The organism is Lysobacter enzymogenes (assembly GCF_017355525.1).
In the GTDB taxonomy this organism is placed as follows: domain Bacteria; phylum Pseudomonadota; class Gammaproteobacteria; order Xanthomonadales; family Xanthomonadaceae; genus Lysobacter; species Lysobacter enzymogenes_C.
Map to the genome: position 1 here is coordinate 5,629,471 of NZ_CP067395.1, position 20,559 is coordinate 5,650,029.

Annotated in this window: 23 protein-coding genes and 1 pseudogene; 18 read left to right on the forward strand and 6 right to left on the reverse strand. The window is 70.2% G+C overall.

From position 1 onward, the window contains the following. Positions 1–65: 65 nt before the first annotated feature. The 7 genes and pseudogenes from JHW38_RS23795 to JHW38_RS23825 all read left to right on the forward strand — a co-directional run bounded on the left by JHW38_RS23795 (position 66) and on the right by JHW38_RS23825 (position 5,194). On the forward strand, positions 66–323 hold the full coding sequence (locus JHW38_RS23795; RefSeq protein WP_207523745.1) for a helix-hairpin-helix domain-containing protein: 258 nt from the start codon (positions 66–68) through the stop codon (positions 321–323). Positions 324–333: 10 nt separating this feature from the next. Next, entirely contained in the window at positions 334–1,620 is a 1,287-nt protein-coding gene (gene eno, locus JHW38_RS23800) for a phosphopyruvate hydratase (protein ID WP_207523746.1), read from the forward strand. Between the two features lie 43 nt (positions 1,621–1,663). Further along, positions 1,664–2,007, forward strand: a pseudogene (ftsB, locus tag JHW38_RS23805) (cell division protein FtsB); the annotation flags it as partial. A 375-nt stretch (positions 2,008–2,382) separates the two neighbouring features. Next, complete coding sequence (gene ispD / locus JHW38_RS23810; protein ID WP_207523748.1) at positions 2,383–3,063, forward strand: 2-C-methyl-D-erythritol 4-phosphate cytidylyltransferase; 681 nt, start codon at positions 2,383–2,385, stop codon at positions 3,061–3,063. Between the two features lie 127 nt (positions 3,064–3,190). After that, on the forward strand, positions 3,191–3,670 hold the full coding sequence (ispF, locus tag JHW38_RS23815) for a 2-C-methyl-D-erythritol 2,4-cyclodiphosphate synthase (protein WP_207523749.1): 480 nt from the start codon (positions 3,191–3,193) through the stop codon (positions 3,668–3,670). A gap of 17 nt (positions 3,671–3,687) precedes the next feature. After that, positions 3,688–4,743, forward strand: coding sequence for a tRNA pseudouridine(13) synthase TruD (gene truD / locus JHW38_RS23820; RefSeq protein ID WP_207523750.1), 1,056 nt, complete (start codon positions 3,688–3,690; stop codon positions 4,741–4,743). 190 nt (positions 4,744–4,933) lie between these two features. Continuing rightward, positions 4,934–5,194 (forward strand): hypothetical protein, encoded by a 261-nt coding sequence (locus JHW38_RS23825; protein WP_207523751.1) that lies wholly within the window; start codon positions 4,934–4,936, stop codon positions 5,192–5,194. A gap of 31 nt (positions 5,195–5,225) precedes the next feature. Here the strand turns inward: JHW38_RS23825 and JHW38_RS23830 are convergent, their stop codons facing one another. Together JHW38_RS23830 and JHW38_RS25740 are read right to left on the reverse strand one after the other, a co-directional pair. Further along, a complete protein-coding gene (locus JHW38_RS23830) occupies positions 5,226–5,801 on the reverse strand; it encodes a Smr/MutS family protein (protein WP_207523752.1) in 576 nt (191 codons plus the stop codon). A gap of 498 nt (positions 5,802–6,299) precedes the next feature. Then, positions 6,300–7,040 carry a helix-turn-helix transcriptional regulator gene (locus JHW38_RS25740; protein ID WP_278249801.1) on the reverse strand — a complete coding sequence of 247 codons (741 nt, stop codon included), beginning with the start codon at positions 7,038–7,040 and terminating at the stop codon, positions 6,300–6,302. 160 nt (positions 7,041–7,200) lie between these two features. Between JHW38_RS25740 and surE the strand changes: the two genes are divergently transcribed. The 5 genes from surE to JHW38_RS23860 all read left to right on the forward strand — a co-directional run bounded on the left by surE (position 7,201) and on the right by JHW38_RS23860 (position 10,563). After that, complete coding sequence (gene surE / locus JHW38_RS23840; RefSeq protein WP_207523753.1) at positions 7,201–8,010, forward strand: 5'/3'-nucleotidase SurE; 810 nt, start codon at positions 7,201–7,203, stop codon at positions 8,008–8,010. Continuing rightward, entirely contained in the window at positions 8,007–8,687 is a 681-nt protein-coding gene (locus tag JHW38_RS23845; RefSeq protein WP_207523754.1) for a protein-L-isoaspartate(D-aspartate) O-methyltransferase, read from the forward strand. Before surE ends, JHW38_RS23845 begins: the two co-directional genes overlap by 4 nt. Positions 8,688–8,766: 79 nt before the next feature. Further along, on the forward strand, positions 8,767–9,378 hold the full coding sequence (locus JHW38_RS23850; RefSeq protein ID WP_207526494.1) for a YqaA family protein: 612 nt from the start codon (positions 8,767–8,769) through the stop codon (positions 9,376–9,378). Positions 9,379–9,463: 85 nt separating this feature from the next. Beyond that, positions 9,464–10,255, forward strand: a complete 792-nt coding sequence (locus JHW38_RS23855) for a peptidoglycan DD-metalloendopeptidase family protein (RefSeq protein ID WP_207523755.1) — start codon at positions 9,464–9,466, stop codon at positions 10,253–10,255. Continuing rightward, a complete protein-coding gene (locus tag JHW38_RS23860) occupies positions 10,252–10,563 on the forward strand; it encodes a hypothetical protein (protein ID WP_207523756.1) in 312 nt (103 codons plus the stop codon). Before JHW38_RS23855 ends, JHW38_RS23860 begins: the two co-directional genes overlap by 4 nt. Positions 10,564–10,615: 52 nt before the next feature. Here the strand turns inward: JHW38_RS23860 and JHW38_RS23865 are convergent, their stop codons facing one another. Beyond that, on the reverse strand, positions 10,616–11,200 hold the full coding sequence (locus JHW38_RS23865; RefSeq protein WP_207523757.1) for a hypothetical protein: 585 nt from the start codon (positions 11,198–11,200) through the stop codon (positions 10,616–10,618). Positions 11,201–11,493: 293 nt separating this feature from the next. Continuing rightward, entirely contained in the window at positions 11,494–11,808 is a 315-nt protein-coding gene (locus JHW38_RS23870) for a hypothetical protein (RefSeq protein ID WP_207523758.1), read from the reverse strand. Positions 11,809–11,928: 120 nt separating this feature from the next. On the opposite strand from JHW38_RS23870, the gene JHW38_RS23875 reads away from it, so the two are divergent. After that, on the forward strand, positions 11,929–12,528 hold the full coding sequence (locus tag JHW38_RS23875) for a hypothetical protein (protein WP_207523759.1): 600 nt from the start codon (positions 11,929–11,931) through the stop codon (positions 12,526–12,528). Positions 12,529–12,803: 275 nt separating this feature from the next. Here JHW38_RS23875 and JHW38_RS23880 read toward each other — a convergent pair whose 3' ends face one another. Then, complete coding sequence (locus JHW38_RS23880; protein WP_207523760.1) at positions 12,804–13,178, reverse strand: Mth938-like domain-containing protein; 375 nt, start codon at positions 13,176–13,178, stop codon at positions 12,804–12,806. A gap of 102 nt (positions 13,179–13,280) precedes the next feature. Beyond that, positions 13,281–13,586, reverse strand: a complete 306-nt coding sequence (yhbY, locus tag JHW38_RS23885; protein ID WP_207523761.1) for a ribosome assembly RNA-binding protein YhbY — start codon at positions 13,584–13,586, stop codon at positions 13,281–13,283. 81 nt (positions 13,587–13,667) lie between these two features. Between yhbY and rlmE the strand changes: the two genes are divergently transcribed. From rlmE to hfq, 5 genes are all read left to right on the forward strand, one after another. Next, entirely contained in the window at positions 13,668–14,315 is a 648-nt protein-coding gene (gene rlmE, locus JHW38_RS23890; protein WP_207523762.1) for a 23S rRNA (uridine(2552)-2'-O)-methyltransferase RlmE, read from the forward strand. 172 nt (positions 14,316–14,487) lie between these two features. After that, positions 14,488–16,386: an ATP-dependent zinc metalloprotease FtsH gene (gene ftsH, locus JHW38_RS23895; protein WP_207523763.1), complete on the forward strand. Its 1,899-nt coding sequence runs from the start codon at positions 14,488–14,490 to the stop codon at positions 16,384–16,386. 284 nt (positions 16,387–16,670) lie between these two features. Continuing rightward, a complete protein-coding gene (folP, locus tag JHW38_RS23900) occupies positions 16,671–17,570 on the forward strand; it encodes a dihydropteroate synthase (protein WP_207523764.1) in 900 nt (299 codons plus the stop codon). 1,526 nt (positions 17,571–19,096) lie between these two features. Continuing rightward, positions 19,097–20,074 (forward strand): tRNA (adenosine(37)-N6)-dimethylallyltransferase MiaA, encoded by a 978-nt coding sequence (gene miaA / locus JHW38_RS23905; protein ID WP_207523765.1) that lies wholly within the window; start codon positions 19,097–19,099, stop codon positions 20,072–20,074. Positions 20,075–20,284: 210 nt separating this feature from the next. Next, positions 20,285–20,557 (forward strand): RNA chaperone Hfq, encoded by a 273-nt coding sequence (gene hfq, locus JHW38_RS23910; RefSeq protein WP_057946835.1) that lies wholly within the window; start codon positions 20,285–20,287, stop codon positions 20,555–20,557. Positions 20,558–20,559: the final 2 nt, after the last annotated feature.

Sequence of the window (20,559 nt, forward strand, 5' to 3'; positions counted from 1 at the left end):
CCGCCGCTTTTCGCCTTTCCCGCCACGGCCGCCGCGCGCGGCTGCGCGCCTGAGCCGGCGCGCCGATGGCCTTTTCCGACCACGAACGCCAGCGCCTGCTCGCCCTCAACGGCGTCGGCGAAACCGTGATCGCGCGCTTGGAGCAGGCGGGCTACAACTCGCTGAACCAACTGGTCGGGGCCGATCCGGCGCGCATCTGCGCGCAGGTCGCCGGTATGCTGCGCGCCAGTTGCTGGGGCAACAGCCCCCAGGCGCGCGCCGCGATCTCGGCTATCGTTGGCCTCGCCCAGTCTTCGACCCTTTCCCCTTCCCACCCTCCCTGACCCTCCGACGATGACCACGATCACCCAGATCCACGCCCGCGAAATCCTCGACAGCCGAGGCAACCCGACCCTGGAAGCCGAAGTGACCCTGGCCGACGGCAGCTTCGGCCGGGCGATGGTCCCGTCCGGCGCCTCCACCGGCAGCAAGGAAGCCGTGGAGCTGCGCGACGGCGACAAGACCCGTTACCTCGGCAAGGGCGTGCGCAAGGCGGTGGAAAACGTCAACACCACCATCGCCCAGGCGCTCAAGGGCCTGGACGCGACCGACCAGGCCGCGCTCGACAAGCGCATGATCGATCTGGACGGCACCGAGAACAAAGGCCGCCTCGGCGCCAACGCGCTGCTCGGCGTGTCGCTGGCGAACGCGCATGCGGTCGCCGCTTCGAAGAAGCTGCCGCTGTGGAAGTACTTGGCCGGCGACCGCGCGCCGGTGCTGCCGGTGCCGATGATGAACATCATCAACGGCGGCGCGCATGCCGACAACAACGTCGACCTGCAGGAATTCATGATCCTGCCGGTCGGCGTGGCGAACTTCGCCGAAGCGCTGCGCGCCGGCGCCGAGGTGTTCCATGCGCTCAAGTCGGTGCTCAAGGGCCGCGGCCTGAGCACCGCGGTCGGCGACGAGGGCGGTTTCGCCCCCGACCTGCGCAGCAACGAGGAAGCGCTGGAAACCATCCTGGAAGCGATCGGCAAGGCCGGCTACAAGGCCGGCGAAGACATCCTGCTGGGCCTGGACGTGGCGTCGACCGAGTTCTACGACAACGGCAAGTACCACCTGGTCGGCGAAGGCAAGCGCCTGACCAGCGAGCAGTTCGTCGACTTCCTCGCCAACTGGGCCGCGCAGTACCCGATCGTCACCATCGAAGACGGCATGGCCGAAGACGACTGGAACGGCTGGAAGCTGCTGACCGACAAGATCGGCGGCAAGGTGCAGCTGGTCGGCGACGACCTGTTCGTGACCAACCCGAAGATCTTCGCCGAAGGCATCGACAAGCACGTCGCCAACGCGATCCTGATCAAGGTCAACCAGATCGGCACCCTGACCGAAACCCTGGAAGCCATCGCCATGGCCGATCGCGCCAAGTACGCGGCGGTGGTCTCGCACCGTTCCGGCGAAACCGAGGACACCACCATCGCCGACATCTCGGTCGCCACCACCGCGACCCAGATCAAGACCGGCTCGCTGTGCCGCAGCGACCGCGTGGCCAAGTACAACCAGCTGCTGCGGATCGAAGAGCAGCTCGGCGCGGCCGCGCGTTACGCCGGCCGCGACGCCTTCGTCTCGCTGCTTCGCTAAGCCGCGGCCGACGCAGCCGGTATGGCCGAGAACTCGCGCAGGGCGTGGTTGGGCGTGGTGGCGCTGGCGCTGCTGGGCCTGCTCGCGTTTTTGCAGTACCGGCTGTGGTGGGCCGGCGGCGGAGGCGGCGGCAGCGTCGCCGCGCTGCAGGCCCAGGTCGACGGGCAGACCCGCGAAAACCAGGGCCTGCACCAGCGCAACGCCGCGCTCGCCGCCGAAGTCGAGGACCTCAAGTCCGGCGAGGCCGCGGTGGAAGAACGAGCGCGCAGCGAGCTGGGCATGATCAAGCCCGGCGAGACCTTCTACCGCGTGGTCGAAGCCAAGCCGCAGGCGCCGGGGCCGAACGCCGCGGCCGCGGTCAGCGCGGTCCAGAACGGCAGCGCCGCCGGCCAGAACGCGGCCGAGGACGAGCCTTCGCTGGAGGAACAGGTCGACGAGCCGCCGACCGAGGTCGCGCCGTCGGCGCCGGAGCCGCATCCGATGCCGGCGCCGGTGCAGCATTGAAGCGGGCGGCGCGCCGTCGTCCGCGCTGCCGGCGGTTCCGTCGCGATGCCACGCGCCGCCGTTGCGGATCGCGCCTAACCGTCGCGATTGCGCATCGCGTCGCTGCGACAGCGAATCCGGTCGCAGCGACAGTGCGCCGCTGCGTCGCGTTCCCGTATTCCCCCGTTCCGGCGAACGCCGGAATCCACAGGCTTTCGCCTCCGCAGCGCCCACGCGCGATCGGCGGCGCGAGCTTCGATCCCACGCCATGAGCCGCCGATGATCTGGGCCGTCCTTCCCGCCGCCGGCCGCGGCCAGCGCTTCGGCGGCGACATTCCGAAGCAGTACCTGCGCATCGCCGGCAAGCCGCTGATCGAGCACGCGCTGATCGCGTTGCTGGCGCATCCGCGCGTGGCCGGGGCGATGGTCGCGCTGTCGGCCGACGACGCGCTGTGGCCGGGCTGGAGCGAACTGCTCGGCAAACCGGTGCTGCGCTGCACCGGCGGCGGCGAGCGCGCCGATTCGGTGCTGGCGGCGCTGCGCGCGCTGCCGGCGCAGGCCGGCGACGACGCGTTGGTGCTGGTCCACGACGCCGCCCGCCCGAACCTGCGCGGCGAGGACGTCGGCCGCCTGGTCGCCGCGGCCGAAGCCGCGCCGGACGGCGCCATCCTCGGCGCGCCGTTGCGCGACACGCTCAAGCGCGCCGGCCGCGGCCGCATCGTCGGCACCGAGCCGCGCGACGGCCTGTGGCGCGCGTTCACCCCGCAGGCCTTCCGCCGCGGCGCCTTGACCGCGGCGCTGGCCGATGCGGCCCGCGCGGGGGTGACCGTCACCGACGAAGCCTCGGCGATGGAGCGCACCGGCGTGCAGCCGTGGCTGGTGGAGGGCCGCGAGGACAATCTCAAGGTGACTACGCCGGCGGATTTGGCGCTGGCGGAGTATTTGATCGGCAAAGCCTGAGGAACGAGCGGAGAAGAACGAGGAACGAGTCGTACGACGTCCCGTTTCCGCTCCGCGCTCGCGCTCCGGCTCCCCGGGTGCCTCGTTCCCGGCTCCTTTTCACTCGTTTTCAGCTTTCATCGAACCCATGAACATTCGAATCGGCCAAGGCTACGACGTCCACGCATTCGGCGACGGCGACCACGTGATGCTCGGCGGCGTGCGCGTCGCCCACGACCGCGGCGTGATCGCCCATTCCGACGGCGACGTCGTGCTGCACGCGCTGTGCGACGCCATGCTCGGCGCGCTGGCGCTCGGCGACATCGGCCAGCATTTCCCGCCCAGCGACGCGCGCTGGCGCGGCGCCGACAGCCGCGCGTTCCTGCGCCATTGCAACGAATTGATCGCGCAGCGCGGCTACACGGTCGGCAACTGCGACGTCACCGTGGTCTGCGAGCGGCCCAAGGTCGGCCCGCATGCGCCGGCGATGCGCGAACTCATCGCCGCCGATCTGGGCATCGCCGCCGATGCGGTCAGCGTCAAGGCGACGACATCGGAAAAGCTCGGCTTCACCGGCCGTGGCGAAGGCATCGCGGCGACGGCCGTGTGCCTGTTGGTCGGCGCATGAGCGGCTCGGAGGCGGGTTTGAACGAGCTGCCGCGCGCGCACGGCGCGCCGGCGCTGAGCGCGCGCATCCGCAGCGCGCCGGAGGATTTCCGGGTCGAGGAACTGCCGTCGTTCGCCGCCAGCGGCAGCGGCGAGCACTTGCTGCTGACGGTGGAAAAGCGCGGCATGAACACCGCCTTCGCGGCCAAGCGGCTGGCGCAGTGGGCCGGCGTGGGCGAGGTCGCGATCGGCTACGCCGGGCTCAAGGACCGCCACGCGGTGACCGTGCAGCGCTTCAGCGTGCACCTGCCCAAGCGCGTGGCGCCGGATTTTGCAAAGTTGGAGCTGGCCTTGCTGGAAAGCGACGAACTGCGCGTGCTCGAACACCACTGGCACGCCAAGAAACTGCCGCGCGGCGCGCTCGCCGGCAACCGCTTCGTGCTGACCCTGCGCGAAGTCGAGGGCGAGCGCGAAGCGATCGAACAACGCCTGCAACGCGTCGCCGCCGAAGGCGTGCCCAACTATTTCGGCGAACAGCGTTTCGGCCGCGACGGCGACAACGTCGCCAATGCGCTGGCGATGTTCGCCGGCCGCCGGGTCCGGCGCGAACAGCGCAGCCTGCTGCTGTCGGCGGCGCGTTCGGAACTGTTCAACCGCGCCCTGGCCGCGCGCGTGCGCGACGGCAGCTGGAGCGGCCTGCGCGACGGCGCCGGGCTCGACGGCGAAGTCTGGTCGCTGGCCGGCAGCCGCAGCGTGTTCGGGCCGGAGCCGTGGAGCGACGCGCTGGCCGAGCGCCTGGCGCGCAGCGATATCCATCCCAGCGGCCCGTTGTGGGGCCGCGGCGAACTGCGCAGCGCCGGTGCGGTGCGCGCGCTGGAGCTGGCCGCGCTGGACGACGAGCAGGCGCTGGCGTTGCGCGCCGGCCTGGAAGCCGCCGGCCTGGACCAGGAACGCCGCGCGCTGCGGCTGCGCGCCGAGCAATGGCAATGGCGCTGGCTCGACGACGGCGCGCTGGAAGTCGGTTTCGTGCTGCCGGCCGGCGCTTACGCCACGGTGGTGCTGGCCGAACTCGGCCGGATCGAAGGCGCGCGCTGACGGCGCGCCTGCGCATCGGCATGCGTTGCCGCCGCGGCGCGATTGGCTCCTTTCGCGCAGCCGCTCGTCGGCTGGTATGCCGCGGCACTGGTCCGCCGCCGCGGCGCGCGTATAAGCCGAAAGCGACAGTCGGCAGGGGCCGGCTGGGCCCGCCGTCCGCGGCGGGAGACCACGTCAGGGAGCCGAAGTCATGAACGCTTTGCGCACCGTCGTCTTGTCGTTGTCCGTCTGCGTCCTGGCCGCCTGCGCCGGGCATCAGAGCAAGAGCGCTTACGCCGCGCCGTCCGATCGTGCGGAACCGGCGACGCTGTCCAAGCACCAGATCGAAGGCATGGACCGCGACGACGCTTACGTCTCCGCGGTGCAGCGTCTGGCGCTGCGGCGCGGGATCGAGGTGAAGTGGGTCAATCCGCCGGATCGGCGCCGTCTGGCCGACACCGAGAAACGTTGAGCGAACGATGCCGCGGCGGCGCCGGGCGAACTCAGCGCCGCCGCGCCAGCAGCACCAGCACCGCGCCGGTGCCGCCTTGCGCGCTCGGCGCGGAATGGAACGCCAGCACGTCCGCGCGCTGGCGCAGCATCCGGTCGACCAGGTTCTTCAGCACCGGCAGGCCGCGGCTGTCGAGGAAATCGCTGCTGCCGCCGCGGCCCTTGCCGTGGATGATCCGCACGCAGCCCAGCTCGTGGGCGCGCGCATCGTTGAGGAACGCGCGCAGCAGCGCTTCGGCCTCGCGCACCGGGCTGCCGTGCAGATCCAGTTCCTCCTGCGCCGACATCTCGCCGCGGCGCAGCCGGGCGAAAATCTTCGGCGGCAGTTCGTCGCGGCGATAGCTCAGCGGGTCGCCGGCTTCCAGCAACTGTTCGTCGAGGGCATGGCGGAATTCTTCGCGCGCCTGCGCCTCGTCGGCCTCGGCCATGCGCGGGCGCGGCCGCGGCTTCGGCGCGGACGGCGGCAGCGCGGCTTCGGGCAGGCGGCGGACTTCGCCGATGGCGGCGCGGAACAGGGCCGCGTCGTCGTCGCCGGCATCCTGGTCGGGGCGGTCGGGCTGGGACGTCATGGCCACAGGATATCGCCGCGGGCGCGCCGCGGTCAGCGCGGCGGCGGCGAAAAGAAAGCCCCGGCCCATCCTTGGGACTTGCGGCCCGTCGGTATCGGGCCGTCACCGGGGAAACAAGGTTGAAGGCGCGGCACGCGCTGCGATGTCCCCTCGCGCCGCAGGCGCGCACCGAGGGTGCCGCGAACGTCTAGTTCATCACGCTTTCGGCGGCGGGCGAGGGCGTCCCTGTCAAAACCGACAGGCGCGGCGATCGCGCGCGGGCGCCCAGGCGGGCGCCCCCGGCTCGCGTCGCGATGCAGGCGCCGCAAGGCGCAGCCGGCCGCCGCCCGCAGCCGTACGCTGCGGCCGGGCAGGATCCAGTCGGCAGATTGGGCAAAGTCCGATGACTGCGCGGAACGCCGCTGCGAAGCTGAGGAAACGGCGAACACGCTCAGGAGATAAGCGAAGCCCGCACGCCTGCGGCCGTTCCGCTATCTGCGGGCTCCCATCCGCCGATTTCTACAACGCTATGAGCCCTAGCGCGACCGCGCGCGCGCAGGCCGCGCGGCGGCCTTTGACCCCGAGCTTGCGCGCCACCTGCTGCAGGTGGAAGTTCACCGTGCGCTCGCTGATCTGCAGGATCATCGAGATCTCCCACGAGGTCTTGCCGACCGCCGACCAGCGCAGCACTTCGCATTCGCGGTCGCTGAGCCGGGGCGCGTTGCGCGGACGGCGCAGCAGCCGGTCGATCGCCGCGTGCATGCAACTGACGAAGTACACCGCCGGACCCAGGGTCGGCGCCAGTTCGCGCGGATCGGCCAGCGCGTTGACGGTGAAGGTGGTGAACGACCACTGCGTGCCCGGCGACCAGCTCGGCACGGTGATGCCGCCGTGCAAGCCGAACTCGCCGGCCGCCATCAGCGTGCGCCGGCCGATCTGGTAGAGCTGCGGGCGCGGTTCCCAGGTGGTGCGGCCGCGCGAATTCCAGGCCACCGCCGGCAAGCCTTCGCGCGACAGGGTGATGCGCGGGTCGTTGCGCTCGGCGTCGGGCGCGGCCAGCGCCAGGTAGGTCTTGGACCAGTCGCTGTCGAAATCCTCGAAGAACACGAAATCCGAACCGCCGGCCAGCGGTTCGCGCAACTTGGTCGCATAACCGTGGTTGTGGAAGCCCACGGCGCGGGAGAAGGCCGATGTCACGGATTTGACTTCATCCAACGAGCCGGCGCGCATCACCCGGTCGATGTGGTCCCAATACTCCATGCGGACTCCATGCGTGTCTGATGACTCGCGCTCCGGCGGGTCGCAGTCATCATACATACGCCCGCCGCGCGCTGCCGGCCGGGCGCGGCGCGGGAAGGCTGCCGCCCTATCGGGTATCATCCGGGGCTCCCCCAGGCCTGTCTTTCCTCAGCGGAGTCTCATGCGCGTATTGCTCAGCAACGACGACGGCGTCGACGCGCCCGGCATCCGCATCCTCGCCCAGGGGCTGCGCGAGGCAGGACACGAAGTGCTGGTGGTCGCGCCCGATCGCGACCGCTCCGGCGCGAGCAATTCGCTGACCCTGGACATGCCGGTGCGGGTCGCGCGCCTCGACGACAGCACCTGGCGCGTCTACGGAACGCCGACCGACTGCGTGCACGTGGCCCTGAGCGGCATGCTCGAGGTAGAACCCGACATCGTCGTGTCCGGCATCAACACCACCGCCAACGTCGGCGACGACGTGATCTATTCGGGCACCGTCGCCGCGGCGATGGAAGGGCGCTTCCTCGGCCTGCCGGCGGTGGCGATGTCGCTGGCCGCGGCCGACCACGACGGCCGCCATTACCAAACCGCGGCGCGCGCGGCGGTCGAGATCATCGCCCGCCTGCGCACCGATCCGCTGCCGGCCGACACCATCCTCAACGTCAACGTGCCCGATCTGGCCTGGGACGAGGTCGCCGGCTTCGAAGTCACCCGCCTGGGCAACCGCCACCGCGCCGAGGCCTGCATCCGCCAGAGCGATCCGCGCGGCCGCGAGTGGTGGTGGATCGGCCCGGCCGGCGCCGAAGCCGACGCCGGCCCGGGCACCGACTTCCACGCCCTGCGCACGGGCAATATTTCGATCACCCCGATCCACGTCGACCTGACCCGCTACCAGGCGCTGGAACAGGTCGCCAGCTGGGTCGGCGGCCTCGCCGCGGCGCTCGACACTCCATTGAACAGCGGGCCGGCGCCGGAGCGCGCGCGATGATCCAGCGCATGCGCCTGCAACCCGAAGCGATCGGCAGCGGCCTGACCTCGCAGCGCGTGCGCGACCGCCTGGTCGAGCGCCTGCGCGAAGCCGGCATCCGCGACGAGCGCGTGCTCAACGCCGTGCGCACCGTGCCGCGCCACCTGTTCGTCGACGAGGCGCTGGCGATGCGCGCCTACGAGGACACCGCGCTGCCGATCGGCCACGGCCAGACCATCTCGCAGCCGTGGGTGGTCGCGCGCATGACCGAAGCCCTGTTCGAAGACGGCGTGCCCGGCAAGGTGCTGGAGATCGGCACCGGTTCGGGCTACCAGGCTGCGATCCTGGCCGCGCTGGGGCTGGAAGTGCACACCGTCGAGCGCATCGGCGAACTGCTGCGCACCGCGCGCAAGCGCTTCCGCCAGCTCGGCCTCAACGTGCGCAGCAAGCACGACGACGGCCGCATCGGCTGGCCCGAGAACGGCCCGTTCGACGCGATCATCGTCACCGCCGCCGCGCCCGCGCTGGTCGATGCGCTGACCGAGCAACTGGCGCCGAACGGCACCTTGATCGCTCCGGTCGGCGCCGCCTCGTCGCAATCGCTGCTCAAACTGCGCAAGGACGCCGACGGCGCCATCAGCCAGACCACGCTGGCGCCGGTGGTGTTCGTGCCTTTGCTGTCGGGCATGATCGACTGACTCCCCCCGGCGGCCGCGCGGCCGTCCACGACCAACCGGCGGCTATGCGCCGCCCCTTCGGCCGACTTCGCCCATGGCATTGAAAATTTTCGGACCGCTCTACGAGCGCACCATCACCTGGGCCCGCCACCGCCACGCCCCGGCCTACCTGACCGGCTTGAGCTTCGTCGAGGCGATCATCTTCCCGATCATGCCCGAGGTGATGCTGGCGCCGATGTCGGTGGCCCAGCCCAAGCGCGCGTTCTGGTTCGCGACCTTGAGCATCATCGGCTCGATGCTCGGCGCGCTGGTCGGCTACGCGCTCGGCCACTACGCGTTCGAAGCCTTGAAGCCGGCGTTCGCGGCGATGGGCATGCTGCCGTCGATCGAAGCCGGCATCGCCACCGTGCAGGCCAAGATGGTCGAATCGCCGTGGGCGGTGTTCACCTTCCTGGTGCTCGGCGGTTTCATGCCGATCCCGATGAAGGTGTTCACCTGGGCGTCGGGCATCGTCGGCGTGCCTATGCTGCAATACATCCCGAGCATGTTCATCGGCCGGGCCAAGCGGGTGTACCTGCTGGCGCTGGCGATCCGCATCGGCGGCGAACGCGCCGAAGCGGCGCTGCGGCGCTACATCGAGCCGATCGGCTGGATCGCCACCGCGGTGGTGGTCGTCGCCATCGCCGTGCTGGTCTGGCATTCACAGCGCTGAGGCGCGCGAGCGGCGACACTGCCGCAGCGGCATCGGACATCCGAGACACCACGCGCCCGGCGAGCGGCGCGGCAAGAGGATCACCATGAGCGAGACGACCCGAACCCCGACCCTGGCGATGGCCGCCTGCCTGCTGGCCACGCTCGCCCTGATCGGCTGTTCGAGTTCGGTCGTCCGCGAACCTTCCCGCGGCGGTTCGCGCGGCGGCGGCAGCAGCCGCCCCTCGACTCCGGCGCAGCGGCCGTCGGTGGCCAAACCCGGCGCGACCGTGGTCGTGCAGCGCGGCGAAGGCCTGTACCGCATCGCGACCAACAACGGCATCCAGCTCGCCGATCTGGCCGCGTGGAACGGTTTGTCGCCGCCGTACAACCTGTATCCGGGCCAGCGCCTGAAGCTGTATCCGCCGGGTCGCGGCGGCTCGTCGTCGGGTTCGTCGTCGTCGGGCGGCTCGACCGCCTCGCGCCCGAGCGCGCCGGCGCCCGCACCGGCCGCGCCGATCGACAGCGGCATCCGCTGGCGCTGGCCGGCCGACGGCCCGCTGCTCGGCCGCTTCGTCGCCAACGAACCGACCAAGCAGGGCGTCGACATCGGCGGCGCGCCCGGCAGCCCGGTGCGCGCGGCCGCCGACGGCGTGGTGGTGTACTCCGGCACCGGCCTGGTCGGCTACGGCGAGCTGATCATCGTCAAGCACAACGAACAGTGGCTGTCGGCTTACGGCCACAACCGCAAGCGCCTGGTCAACGAAGGCCAACTGGTCAAGTCCGGCCAGCAGATCGCCGAGATGGGCCGCAGCGGCGCGGCGCGCGACCAACTGCATTTCGAAGTGCGCTACAACGCCAAGCCGGTCGATCCGCTGCTGTATTTGCCGGCGAAGTGAACGCGCGCGGCGACGAGTTCGCCGCCGCGCTGGCGCGCTGGCCGTGGCGCGCGATCCGCGATTGCCCGGGGCGCTACGCGCTGACGCCGGCCGATGCGGACTCGACGCCCGAGCGGATCCTCGGCTATCGCGCGCGCAGCAGCGAGCATCGCAGCGCGGTCGCGCGCGACCGCGTGGTGCTGACGCCGTTCGCGGCCGCGGGCGGATTGATTTCCTATCGCCGCGACGACGGCGGCTGGCTGCACACCTTGAACGATGCCGACGGCTGGGCGCGCAAGCTGGCGCAACTGGGCCTGGACGCGGCCTGAGCCGCTGTGGCGAACACCGCGAATCGATCCGGCGCGCGTGCGGCGCGGCCGCTCACGGCGGCGGCGGGTGCACGTCGAACTGCCGGTCCACCGCGACGTAGTCGTAGTCGCCCTGGGTCAGGTTCAACAACCGTAAGGCCTTGGGCGCATAGGCGATGCGCACGCGCAGGTCGGTGCGCACGGCTTCGTAGCAATTCCACGGCACCGAGAAGCGCGTCGGCAGCTCGGGGTCGTCGCCGTCGATGGCGATGTAGAGGCAGTAGATCGGCGGCCAGCTTTCGCCGTCGTCGCGTTCCATGACCCCGGTCAGCACGCCTTCGCGCCAGAACTTGACCCCGGCGGCGAGGTCGTCGCGCAGATTGGCCTGGTCGAGCGACTCGCTCCATGCGAGCAAGACCATGAATCCGATCGCCAGCGAAACGCCGGCGATCGGCCAGAAACCGCGCGCCTCGGGTTCGAAATACAGCGCGGGGGCGAAGCAGATCACGGCGAACACGGTGCTCGACCACAGCACCCGCGGCGCTTCGCGCGATTGTTTGGCGCGCAGGAACTGGCGTTCGCGCTCGGTCAGCGGCGCGCTGTCGGCGGCGGGGACCGGTTCGGTTGCGGGAACGGCTGCGTCAGTCTGGGAAGTCATGCGCCACCTTGCGCGGGGGAATCGCGGCGGTCCGATGCGTCGCAGGCGTTATAACGCCGCCGCCGCGTCCGCGCCAACCCCGGCCGGGGGCGGGTGGGGCAGGGGCGAGCGGGCGATCCCATCGTCCGTCGGCGCGGGTCGAACGGCTGCGAGCGTCGAGCATCGTGCACCGACTCCCGCGCTCTCGGCGGCGCGATGCTCGAATCGCCCATGGCGCATCGCCCGATTTCCAGCGGCAACCGCGAAATTCGTCGACATTCGCTGCCCGCCATCGGTCGGTCGTATCGAACCGATCATCGCCGTGCGTTGCGAGTGTGATTGGCGTAGGCGAACGGTTTCTCCTGCAATAACCGGCGAATGAACGAGAGCCGTTCGAGAGCGACGAACGGCACGCCGATATCGACCGACGGCGCGATCGCTTGCGCAACCTCGATGGCGTGCGCGCAACCACGATTCAGCCGCCGGCGAAGTAAATGAATCGAACCAGCCGCAACCTCGCTCAGTTGGCTTTCGCCGAGTGCGCCAGCGCGCAGAAAAATCCGGCCGCAGGTTGCAGATCGAACCCGCAACGGCCGCGCGTGGTTCGCGTTCGAATAGTTGTTCGGCAAATCGCGTGCTACGGTCGCGCCGCGCTGAAACAGGGGTCGGCGCAACGGAACCCAGATTGCGATGGATCGCGCCGCAGCGCACGGACTCGCGATCGTTAGCCATCGTCGGAAACCCCCACCATGTTGACCTCGACCCAAGACCGCAGCGTCCCGTCGCCGGACGCGTTCGGCCCGAGCGCCTCCCAGGCGCCCCATCCGCAACCCCAAGCGCGCGCCAGCCGTCCGCTGAGCCAGCGCGAGCGCGACCTGCTCGCCGCGCGCAGCGGCGGCCACTGGCGGGTACTGCTTGCGTTGTCGATCGCCGCCGCCGGCGCCGGCGCGCTGATGCTGCCGTTGGGCTTCAGCGCCGCGACGGCGGTGCTGACCGCGTGCGTCGGCTTCATGCTGTCGCTGAATTTTCCGGTCGCGGAAAACCGCGGCGGTTACGTGCGCGACGACATCGCGCTGGACAGCAAGATCGGCGTCGCCGGGCGCATCGCCGGCAAGCGCATGCGCGGCCGGCTGCGGCCGTATTGCGCGCTCACCGTGACCGACGCAGCCGGTTCGCGCGCGCAGACGTTCAAGCTTCCGTCCGCGGCGTACGCGGCGGTGCGCGAGGGCCAGCCGGCGATGGTCTGGTACGTGCCGTCCAGCGGCATCGTCATGGAATTGAGCGAAGGTTCGTACCGCTACCGGCTCGGCGACGCCGAGGCCGGCCAGCGTTCGTCGCAACGAGTCTGATCGGGGAGGGCCGTGGGTTCGTGGCCGCCGCGGTGCGGCCGGCTACGCGCTGTTCGGCGGATCGGCGGCGAAGGGGTTCGCCGCCGATCGATTTGAGTCGCCGATACCGTGACGTCGCAGGTACTCGCCGTATCGTGCGACCGCGTCGCGTTGTCCGCCGTCGAGCCAAGCCTGATAGCGTTCGGCCGGCGAAGGCGCACGACAACCGGCGCTCAGCACCGCCGCGAACCCGACAAGGAAACAGGCCAGCGACCGCAAACGCGGCGCCGGAAACATCAAGCCCCCAGCACGAACCCGGCGACCACCCGCCGCCCTTCGCCGGCGAGCACGTTGAAGGTGCGCGCGGCGGCCGCATTCGTCATCGACTCCAGACCGACCTTGCGCGCCAGGCAGGCGGCCAGGGTCGCGGCCGGCGGGAACGCCTGGGCGGCGCCGCAGCCGAGCACGATCAGCTCCGGCTTCAAGGCGAACAGCGGTTCCAGGTCTTCGATACGCAGGCTGCGCACGTCGCCTGCCGCCCAGTCCTCGATCAGCGCGTTCGGCGCCAGGATGAAGCTGCGCTCGATCCGGCGGTCGTTGACCAGGGCCACGCGGCCGTCGGCGCCGCGCAGGAAGAACTCGTGGTCGGGGCGTTCCAGGTTCAGTTGCATCGGACGGGAATCGGGAATGGGGAATAGGGAATCGTCAAAAGCGGGGTAGGGGCGCGGGCACTCGAATCCGATTCCCGACTCCCCACTCCCGATTCCCGGCTCTCAGGCCCGCGGCAGCACGATGTGGCGCTTGTCCTTGCTCGGGCGGTACAGCACCGCGGTGTGGCCGATGCGCTGGACCAGGGCGGCCCCGGTGCGCTCGGCGATGCCGCCGATCACGGCGTCGCGGGTTTCGCGGTCTTCGGCGCCGACCTTGACCTTGATCAGCTCGTGGTGCTCCAGCGCGAGGTCGATTTCGGCGATCAGGGCATCGGTCACCCCTTTGCCGCCCACCTGCAGCATGGCCTTGAGATCATGGGCCTGTCCGCGCAGGAAACGGGTCTGGGCGGAGGTCAGCAGGGTCGGCATCGGGACACGCGAATCAAGTCAAAAGGGCGGTCAGGGTATCATGGCCTCCCCAACCCCCACCCGGAACGGCCGCCCGCGCCCATGGCGACCCGCAGCAAATCCAGCCAGCGCTGGCTCAAGGAACACTTTTCCGACCCCTTCGTGAAGAAGGCCAAGGCCGACGGCCTGCGCTCGCGCGCGGCCTACAAGCTCGAGGAACTGGTCGAACGCGACCGCCTGCTCAAGCCGGGCATGGTCGTGGTCGACCTCGGCGCCGCCCCCGGCGGCTGGTCGCAATGGGTCCGCCAGGAAATGGAGCGGCTGTGGCCGCGGCAGCCGGGGCGGATCGTGGCCCTGGACATCCTGGAGATGCCCGGCCTGGCCGGGGTCGAGTTCATTCACGGCGATTTCCGCGAAGATGCCGTCCTGGCCCAGCTGGAAGCCACGCTGGACGGTCAGGTCGTGGACCTTGTCCTGTCCGATATGGCCCCCAATATGAGCGGGGTGGACGCGGTGGACCTGCCGCGGGCGATGCACCTCTCGGAGCTGGCGATGGACTTCGCCGACCGGCACCTGAGGGTCGAGGGCACCTTCCTGATCAAGCTGTTCCAGGGCGTGGGCTTCGACGAATACGTGCGCGAGCTGCGCCGTCGCTACGCCAAGGTCTCGATCCGCAAGCCGGCGGCCTCGCGCAAGCGGTCGCCGGAGGTGTACGCGCTGGCCCAGGGCAAGCGGGCGACGCCGACCTGACCGGGCCCGTCCCGGCGGGGCCGGCGCCCCGGCTTGCTGAACGAGCCGGTTCGTGAACGGCGCCGCTTCGGACAGATGTACCGGGGCGGTGGGTGTGACAATCTGGCGGTTACCGCGGGCGCACGAGGCGTTCGCGGCCACGGGCCCCGCGGGGCCGCAGGGTAGGAAACAAATGAACGATTTGGCCAAGAATCTGCTGCTCTGGGTGATCGTCGCCGTCGTATTGATGGTGGTGTTCCAGGCGTTCGGCCCGCGCAACCCGGGCGTGGACACGATCCCCTACGACCAGTTCGTGACCCAGGTGCAGAACGACCGCGTCAAGGAGGTCAAGTTCTCCGACGACGGCACCACGATCACCGGCACGCGCAAGGACGACAGCAAGTTCACGACCTACGCCACGCGCGACCAATACCTCATCAACGACCTGATCAACCACAAGGTCGTGACCGAGCAGACCCCGCCGTCGAGCGGGCCGTCGCTGGTGATGATCCTGATCAACGTATTGCCCTGGCTGCTGTTCATCGGCATCTGGGTCTATTTCATGCGCCAGATGCAGCAGGGCGGCAGCAAGGGCGCGATGAGCTTCGGCCGTTCGCGCGCCAAGCTGCAGGGCGAGGACCAGGTCAAGGTGACCCTGGCCGACGTCGCCGGCTGCGACGAGGCCAAGGAAGAAGTCGGCGAGCTGGTCGAGTTCCTGCGCGATCCGTCCAAGTTCCAGAAGCTCGGCGGCAAGATTCCGCGCGGCGTGCTGATGGTCGGCCCGCCCGGTACCGGCAAGACCTTGCTGGCCCGCGCGATCGCCGGCGAAGCCAAGGTGCCGTTCTTCTCGATCTCCGGTTCCGACTTCGTCGAAATGTTCGTCGGCGTCGGCGCCAGCCGCGTGCGCGACATGTTCGAGCAGGCCAAGAAGCACGCGCCGTGCATCATCTTCATCGACGAAATCGACGCGGTCGGCCGCCATCGCGGCGCCGGCCTCGGCGGCGGCCACGACGAGCGCGAGCAGACCCTCAACCAGTTGCTGGTCGAGATGGACGGTTTCGAAGGCGGCGAAGGCGTGATCGTGATCGCCGCGACCAACCGTCCCGACGTGCTCGACCCGGCGCTGCTGCGTCCGGGCCGTTTCGACCGCCAGGTCGTGGTCGGCCTGCCCGACGTCAAGGGCCGCGAGCAGATCCTGCGCGTGCACATGCGCAAGCTGCCGCTGCACGAGGACGTCGAGCCGATGACCATCGCCCGCGGCACCCCGGGTTTCTCCGGCGCGGACCTGGCCAACCTGTGCAACGAGGCGGCGCTGTTCGCGGCGCGCGAGAACGCCAAGGAAGTGCGCATGGAGCACTTCGACAAGGCCCGCGACAAGATCCTGATGGGCGCCGAGCGCCGTTCGATGGCGATGAGCGAGGACGAGAAGAAGCTCACCGCCTACCACGAAGCCGGCCACGCCATCGTCGGCCGGATCGTGCCCGAGCACGACCCGGTCTATAAGGTCACCATCATCCCGCGCGGCCGCGCGCTCGGCGTGACCATGTACTTGCCGGAAGGCGACAAGTACTCGATGAACCGCGTCGCGATCGAATCGCAGCTGTGCTCGCTGTACGGCGGCCGCGTCGCCGAGGAGCTGATCTTCGGTGGCGACAAGGTCACCACCGGCGCGTCCAACGACATCGAGCGCGCGACCAAGATGGCCCGCAACATGGTCACCAAGTGGGGCCTGAGCGACGAGATGGGCCCGATCGCCTACGGCGAGGAGGAGGACGAAGTGTTCCTCGGCCGTTCGGTCACCCAGCACAAGAACGTGTCCAACGAGACCGCGCGCAAGATCGACGAAGTGGTGCGCGGCATTCTCGACAAGGCTTACGGCCGCACCTCGCAGATCCTCAAGGACAACCTCGACAAGCTGCACGTGATGGCCGAGGCGCTGCTGCAGTACGAGACCATCGACGCGACCCAGATCGACGCGATCATGGCCGGCCGCGAGCCGGGTCCGCCGGCGGACTGGGCCAAGTCGGGCAAGGTGTCGAAGGACGACAACCGTCCCGGCGGCGCGATCGGTGGGCCGGCGGCGCAGACCTAACGAAGTTGCGTAAAACGCGCCCCAACAAAACGCCGGGATCCCCCGGCGTTTTTGTTTTTGCCCCTACGCGATAGCCCCGTACCTTCCTGTAGGAGCGGCGCAAGCCGCGACCGCGACACACCGCCTGCGTCGAACCCCGTATTTCCCGCGCTCCCGACCTCGTACCTGCGCCGTCCGCCCGAGTTCGCGGTCGCGACTCGCGTCGCTCCTACAGGGAGCGACCCCAATCGCGCACGTCGGCGACCGGGTAGCATTCAAGGCCTGACCGCCTCCGGACCCGCCCCATGTTCGACATGTCCCCGACCCTCGACTGCAACGGCCGCGCGCTCAAGCTCGATCGCCCGCGGGTGATGGGCATCGTCAACGTCACCCCCGATTCGTTCTCCGACGGCGGCGCCCACGACACGCTCGAAGCGGCGGTCGCGCACGGCCTGCGGCTCGCCGCCGAGGGCGCGGACATCCTCGACATCGGCGGCGAATCCACCCGCCCCGGCGCGGCCGAGGTTCCGGTCGAGGAGGAACTGCGCCGCACCGTCCCGGTGATCGAGCGCCTCGCGCGCGAGACCGCGCTGCCGATCAGCATCGACACCTCGAAACCCGAAGTCATGCGCGCCGCGGTCGCCGCCGGCGCCGGGCTCGTCAACGACGTCTACGGCCTGCGCCGCGAGGGCGCGCTCGACGCGGCCGCCGCGCTCGGCGTGCCGGTGGTGCTCATGCACATGCAGGGCGAGCCGCGCTCGATGCAGCACGAGCCGCGCTACGACGACGTGGTCGCGGAAGTGCACCGGTTCCTGGCCGAACGCATCTTCGCCGCCGAGATGGCCGGCATCGCCAAGAAGCGCATCGTGGTCGATCCGGGTTTCGGCTTCGGCAAGACCCTGCAGCACAACCTGACCCTGCTGGCCGGGCTGGAGCGCTTCGGCGAGCTCGGCGTGCCGGTGCTGGCCGGGCTGTCGCGCAAGCGCAGCATCGGCGAGCTGACCGGCCGCGAGGCGCCGGAGCAGCGCGTGCACGGCTCGGTCGCCGCGCACCTGATCGCCGCGCAGCGCGGCGCGCGCCTGCTGCGCGTGCACGACGTCGCCGCGACCGTGGACGCGCTCAAGGTCTGGGAGGCGGTCGCCGCGCAGGCGCAGCCGCGGCGCGCGGCGGCGCCGGCGATGCCGAAGTGGCCCGACGAGGATTGATGCGGCTGCGCGGCGGGCCGCGTCGCCCGCCGCAGGCTGGCGAAATTTTCGCCAATCCCGCCGAAGCCTTGGCGTTGCAGGCGTGAAACCCGATTCCAGCGCGGCTGTCCGCATGCTTGTCCACAGGCGGTGTGGATAGCGGCGCGCGGCTTCGACGGCGTGCGGCGACGCGCGCGATCCGGGCGATCCGCCGCGTTGGACAAAAAACAGCCAATCTCGCGCGAAGCCCGTCGTACAAGGCGTGGAACCCGATTCCCCGGTGTGTATCCGCATGCTTGTCCACAGCCTGTGTGGACAGCGAAGCCGCGCGCGCGGCGCGGCAACGAGCGTTTCGGCCGCAAAACAGCGCGATGCTTCGTGGCGCCGCGAGCGCTTCCCGCTCCGGGAATGCCTGGACAAAAATTAGCCAAACCCGCGCGAGCCTTGGCGTACAAGGCGTGGAACCCGATTCCACGGCAGCTGTCCGCATGCTTGTCCACAGGCGATGTGGATAGCGCCGCGCATTCGCGCCGAAGCGCCTGCGAGGAAACCCGGCGAAAAGCGAGGCCGCAGCGTCGTAGCGCAGCGCTCGCTGTCGCCGCCGCGAGCGCAAACGACGTTGGACAAAATATCGCCAAACTCCGAAGACCCGCGCCGGATAAGGCGTGAAACCCGATACGCGTGCGTGTATCCCAATGCTTGTCCACAGGCGGTGTGGACAGCGGTCCGCAGCCGCGTCGAAGCGTGTGCCGGGAAACCCTGCAAAAAGCAAGGCCGCAACGCCGAAGCGGACGGCGGTCGGCCATCCGCACGCGCGCGAACCGCATTGGACAAAAAATAGCCAATCTTTGGAAAGCCGCGCCGGATAAGGCGTGAAACCCGATACGCGTGCGTGTATCCCAGTGCTTGTCCACAGGCGGTGTGGATAGCGATGGCGCTTCGGCGCGGTCGTGCGGTCGCGGCGAAGCCCGGCGCCGCGCCCGACGGGGCAGGGCGACGACGCAGGGCCTGGACGCTGGTGCGCCGCAGCACCCAAGCGCAGGCGCGCGCCCGGCACGGGCGAGCCGCGCGCTGCGCTCGGGCGCGCGCATTCGAACCGCCGCCGATCGCCGCGAAGCCCTGCCGCGCAAGGCCTTGAGCCAGGTCCGCAGTCGCTTGGGCGCAGCCGCATCCGCAGGCGCGGCGAACCCCGCGGCGGGCGCTGCTGCGAATGCCGATGCCCGCCGCAAAGTCAAGGAAATTCACTGGTCATTTTCTCGCCAAACCTCTTGCAATGCTTATGCCGCAAGGCTTGGCGCGCGCAATCGAAAAACTGTCCGCAGGCTTGTCCACAGGGGATGTGGACAACTGCAACGCAGTGGTCAGCAAACGTACAAATGGCCGCAACCGCCGGCCCGTCTAGGCCGGCGCCGGCGCGGCGAAAGGCTTGAGCCGGCTGGTTTGCGCAGCGTTCGCGCCGCCGCCGCCGCGGCCCCGGCCGGCTTCCGCGCGCCGCCCGCCTGTGCGAGGCTGCGCGTCGCTGCCGCCGCACCGTTCAAACGCTCCGCATGACCGTCTCCCTCGACCCGCGCCCGCTCGCCATCGCCCTGATGGGCCCGACCGCGTCGGGCAAGACCGCGCTCGCGCTGGACTGGGCGCAGCGCCTGGACGCGGAGATCGTCAGCGTCGACTCGGCCCTGGTCTACCGCGGCCTCGACATCGGCGCGGCCAAGCCCAGCGCGGCCGAGCGGGCGGCGGTGCCGCACCACCTGATCGACGTGCGCGAGCCGTGGCAGACCTATTCGGCGGCCGAGTTCGCAAGCGATGCGCGCCGGGCGATGGAGCAGATCGCCGCGCGCGGCCGCATCCCGATCCTCGCCGGCGGCACCGGGCTGTACTTCCAGGCCTTGTTGCGCGGCCTGTCGGACATGCCCGAGGCCGATCCGGCGACCCGCGCGGCCTTGACTCAGGAAGCCGCCGAGCGCGGCTGGGCCGCGCTGCACGCCGAGCTGGCCGCGCTCGACCCGGAGGCGGCCGCGCGCATCCACGCCACCGACGCCCAGCGCATCCAGCGCGCGCTCGAGGTCTGGCGGCTGTCCGGCCGCACCATCAGCGACTGGCGCCGCGCCTCGGCCGGGCGGCCGCGGCTGCCGTTCCGGGTGCTCAAGCTGGTGCTGGCGCCGGCCGAGCGCGCGGTGCTGCACGAACGCATCGAACGCCGCTTCGCGCAGATGCTGGTCGACGGCTTCCTCGACGAGGTGCGCCGGCTGCGCGCGCTGCCGGGCCTGGCCGCGCACCCGAGCCCGCTGGAACTGCCGGCGATCCGCGCGGTCGGCTACCGCCAGGCCTGGGAACACCTCGACGGCGCCTACGGCGAAACCGAGCTGCGCGACCGCGGCGTGTTCGCGACCCGCCAACTGGCCAAGCGCCAGCTGACCTGGCTGCGCGGCGAACTTGACGCGCGCTGGTTCGATCCTTTGCGCGAGCGGGCCGAACTCGGGCATGCCCTGAGGCTGTTCGCCGCGGGCCGGCTGCGCGCGCCGTAGAGACTGCCCAGCGCCGCCTACAATGGAGCGCGCAAACCCGGAACCGGGTCGCAATGTTTGCTTGCACTTGCGTTACCATCGGGCGGTCGCCCCTGTGGGGACAGCAGCCGGCGATACGGAAGCGTCCGTCACCGGGCCCGGGGCAAGCCGCCCGGTTCCCGTCGGTGGCCGCGCCGTCCTAATAACTAGAACATGCTGGGGAATTAGAAGATGTCTAAGGGGCAATCCCTGCAGGATCCTTTCCTGAATGCGCTGCGTCGCGAACGCGTACCGGTCTCGGTCTACCTGGTCAACGGCATCAAGCTGCAGGGCACGATCGAGTCGTTCGACCAATTCGTGGTGCTGTTGCGCAACACCGTAAGCCAGATGGTCTACAAGCACGCCATTTCCACCGTGGTCCCCGCGCGCAACGTCCGCGTCGGCCCGGGCGGCGGCTACGTGCAGTCCGCCGACGGCAGCGACGGCAGCGACGAAAACGAATAAGC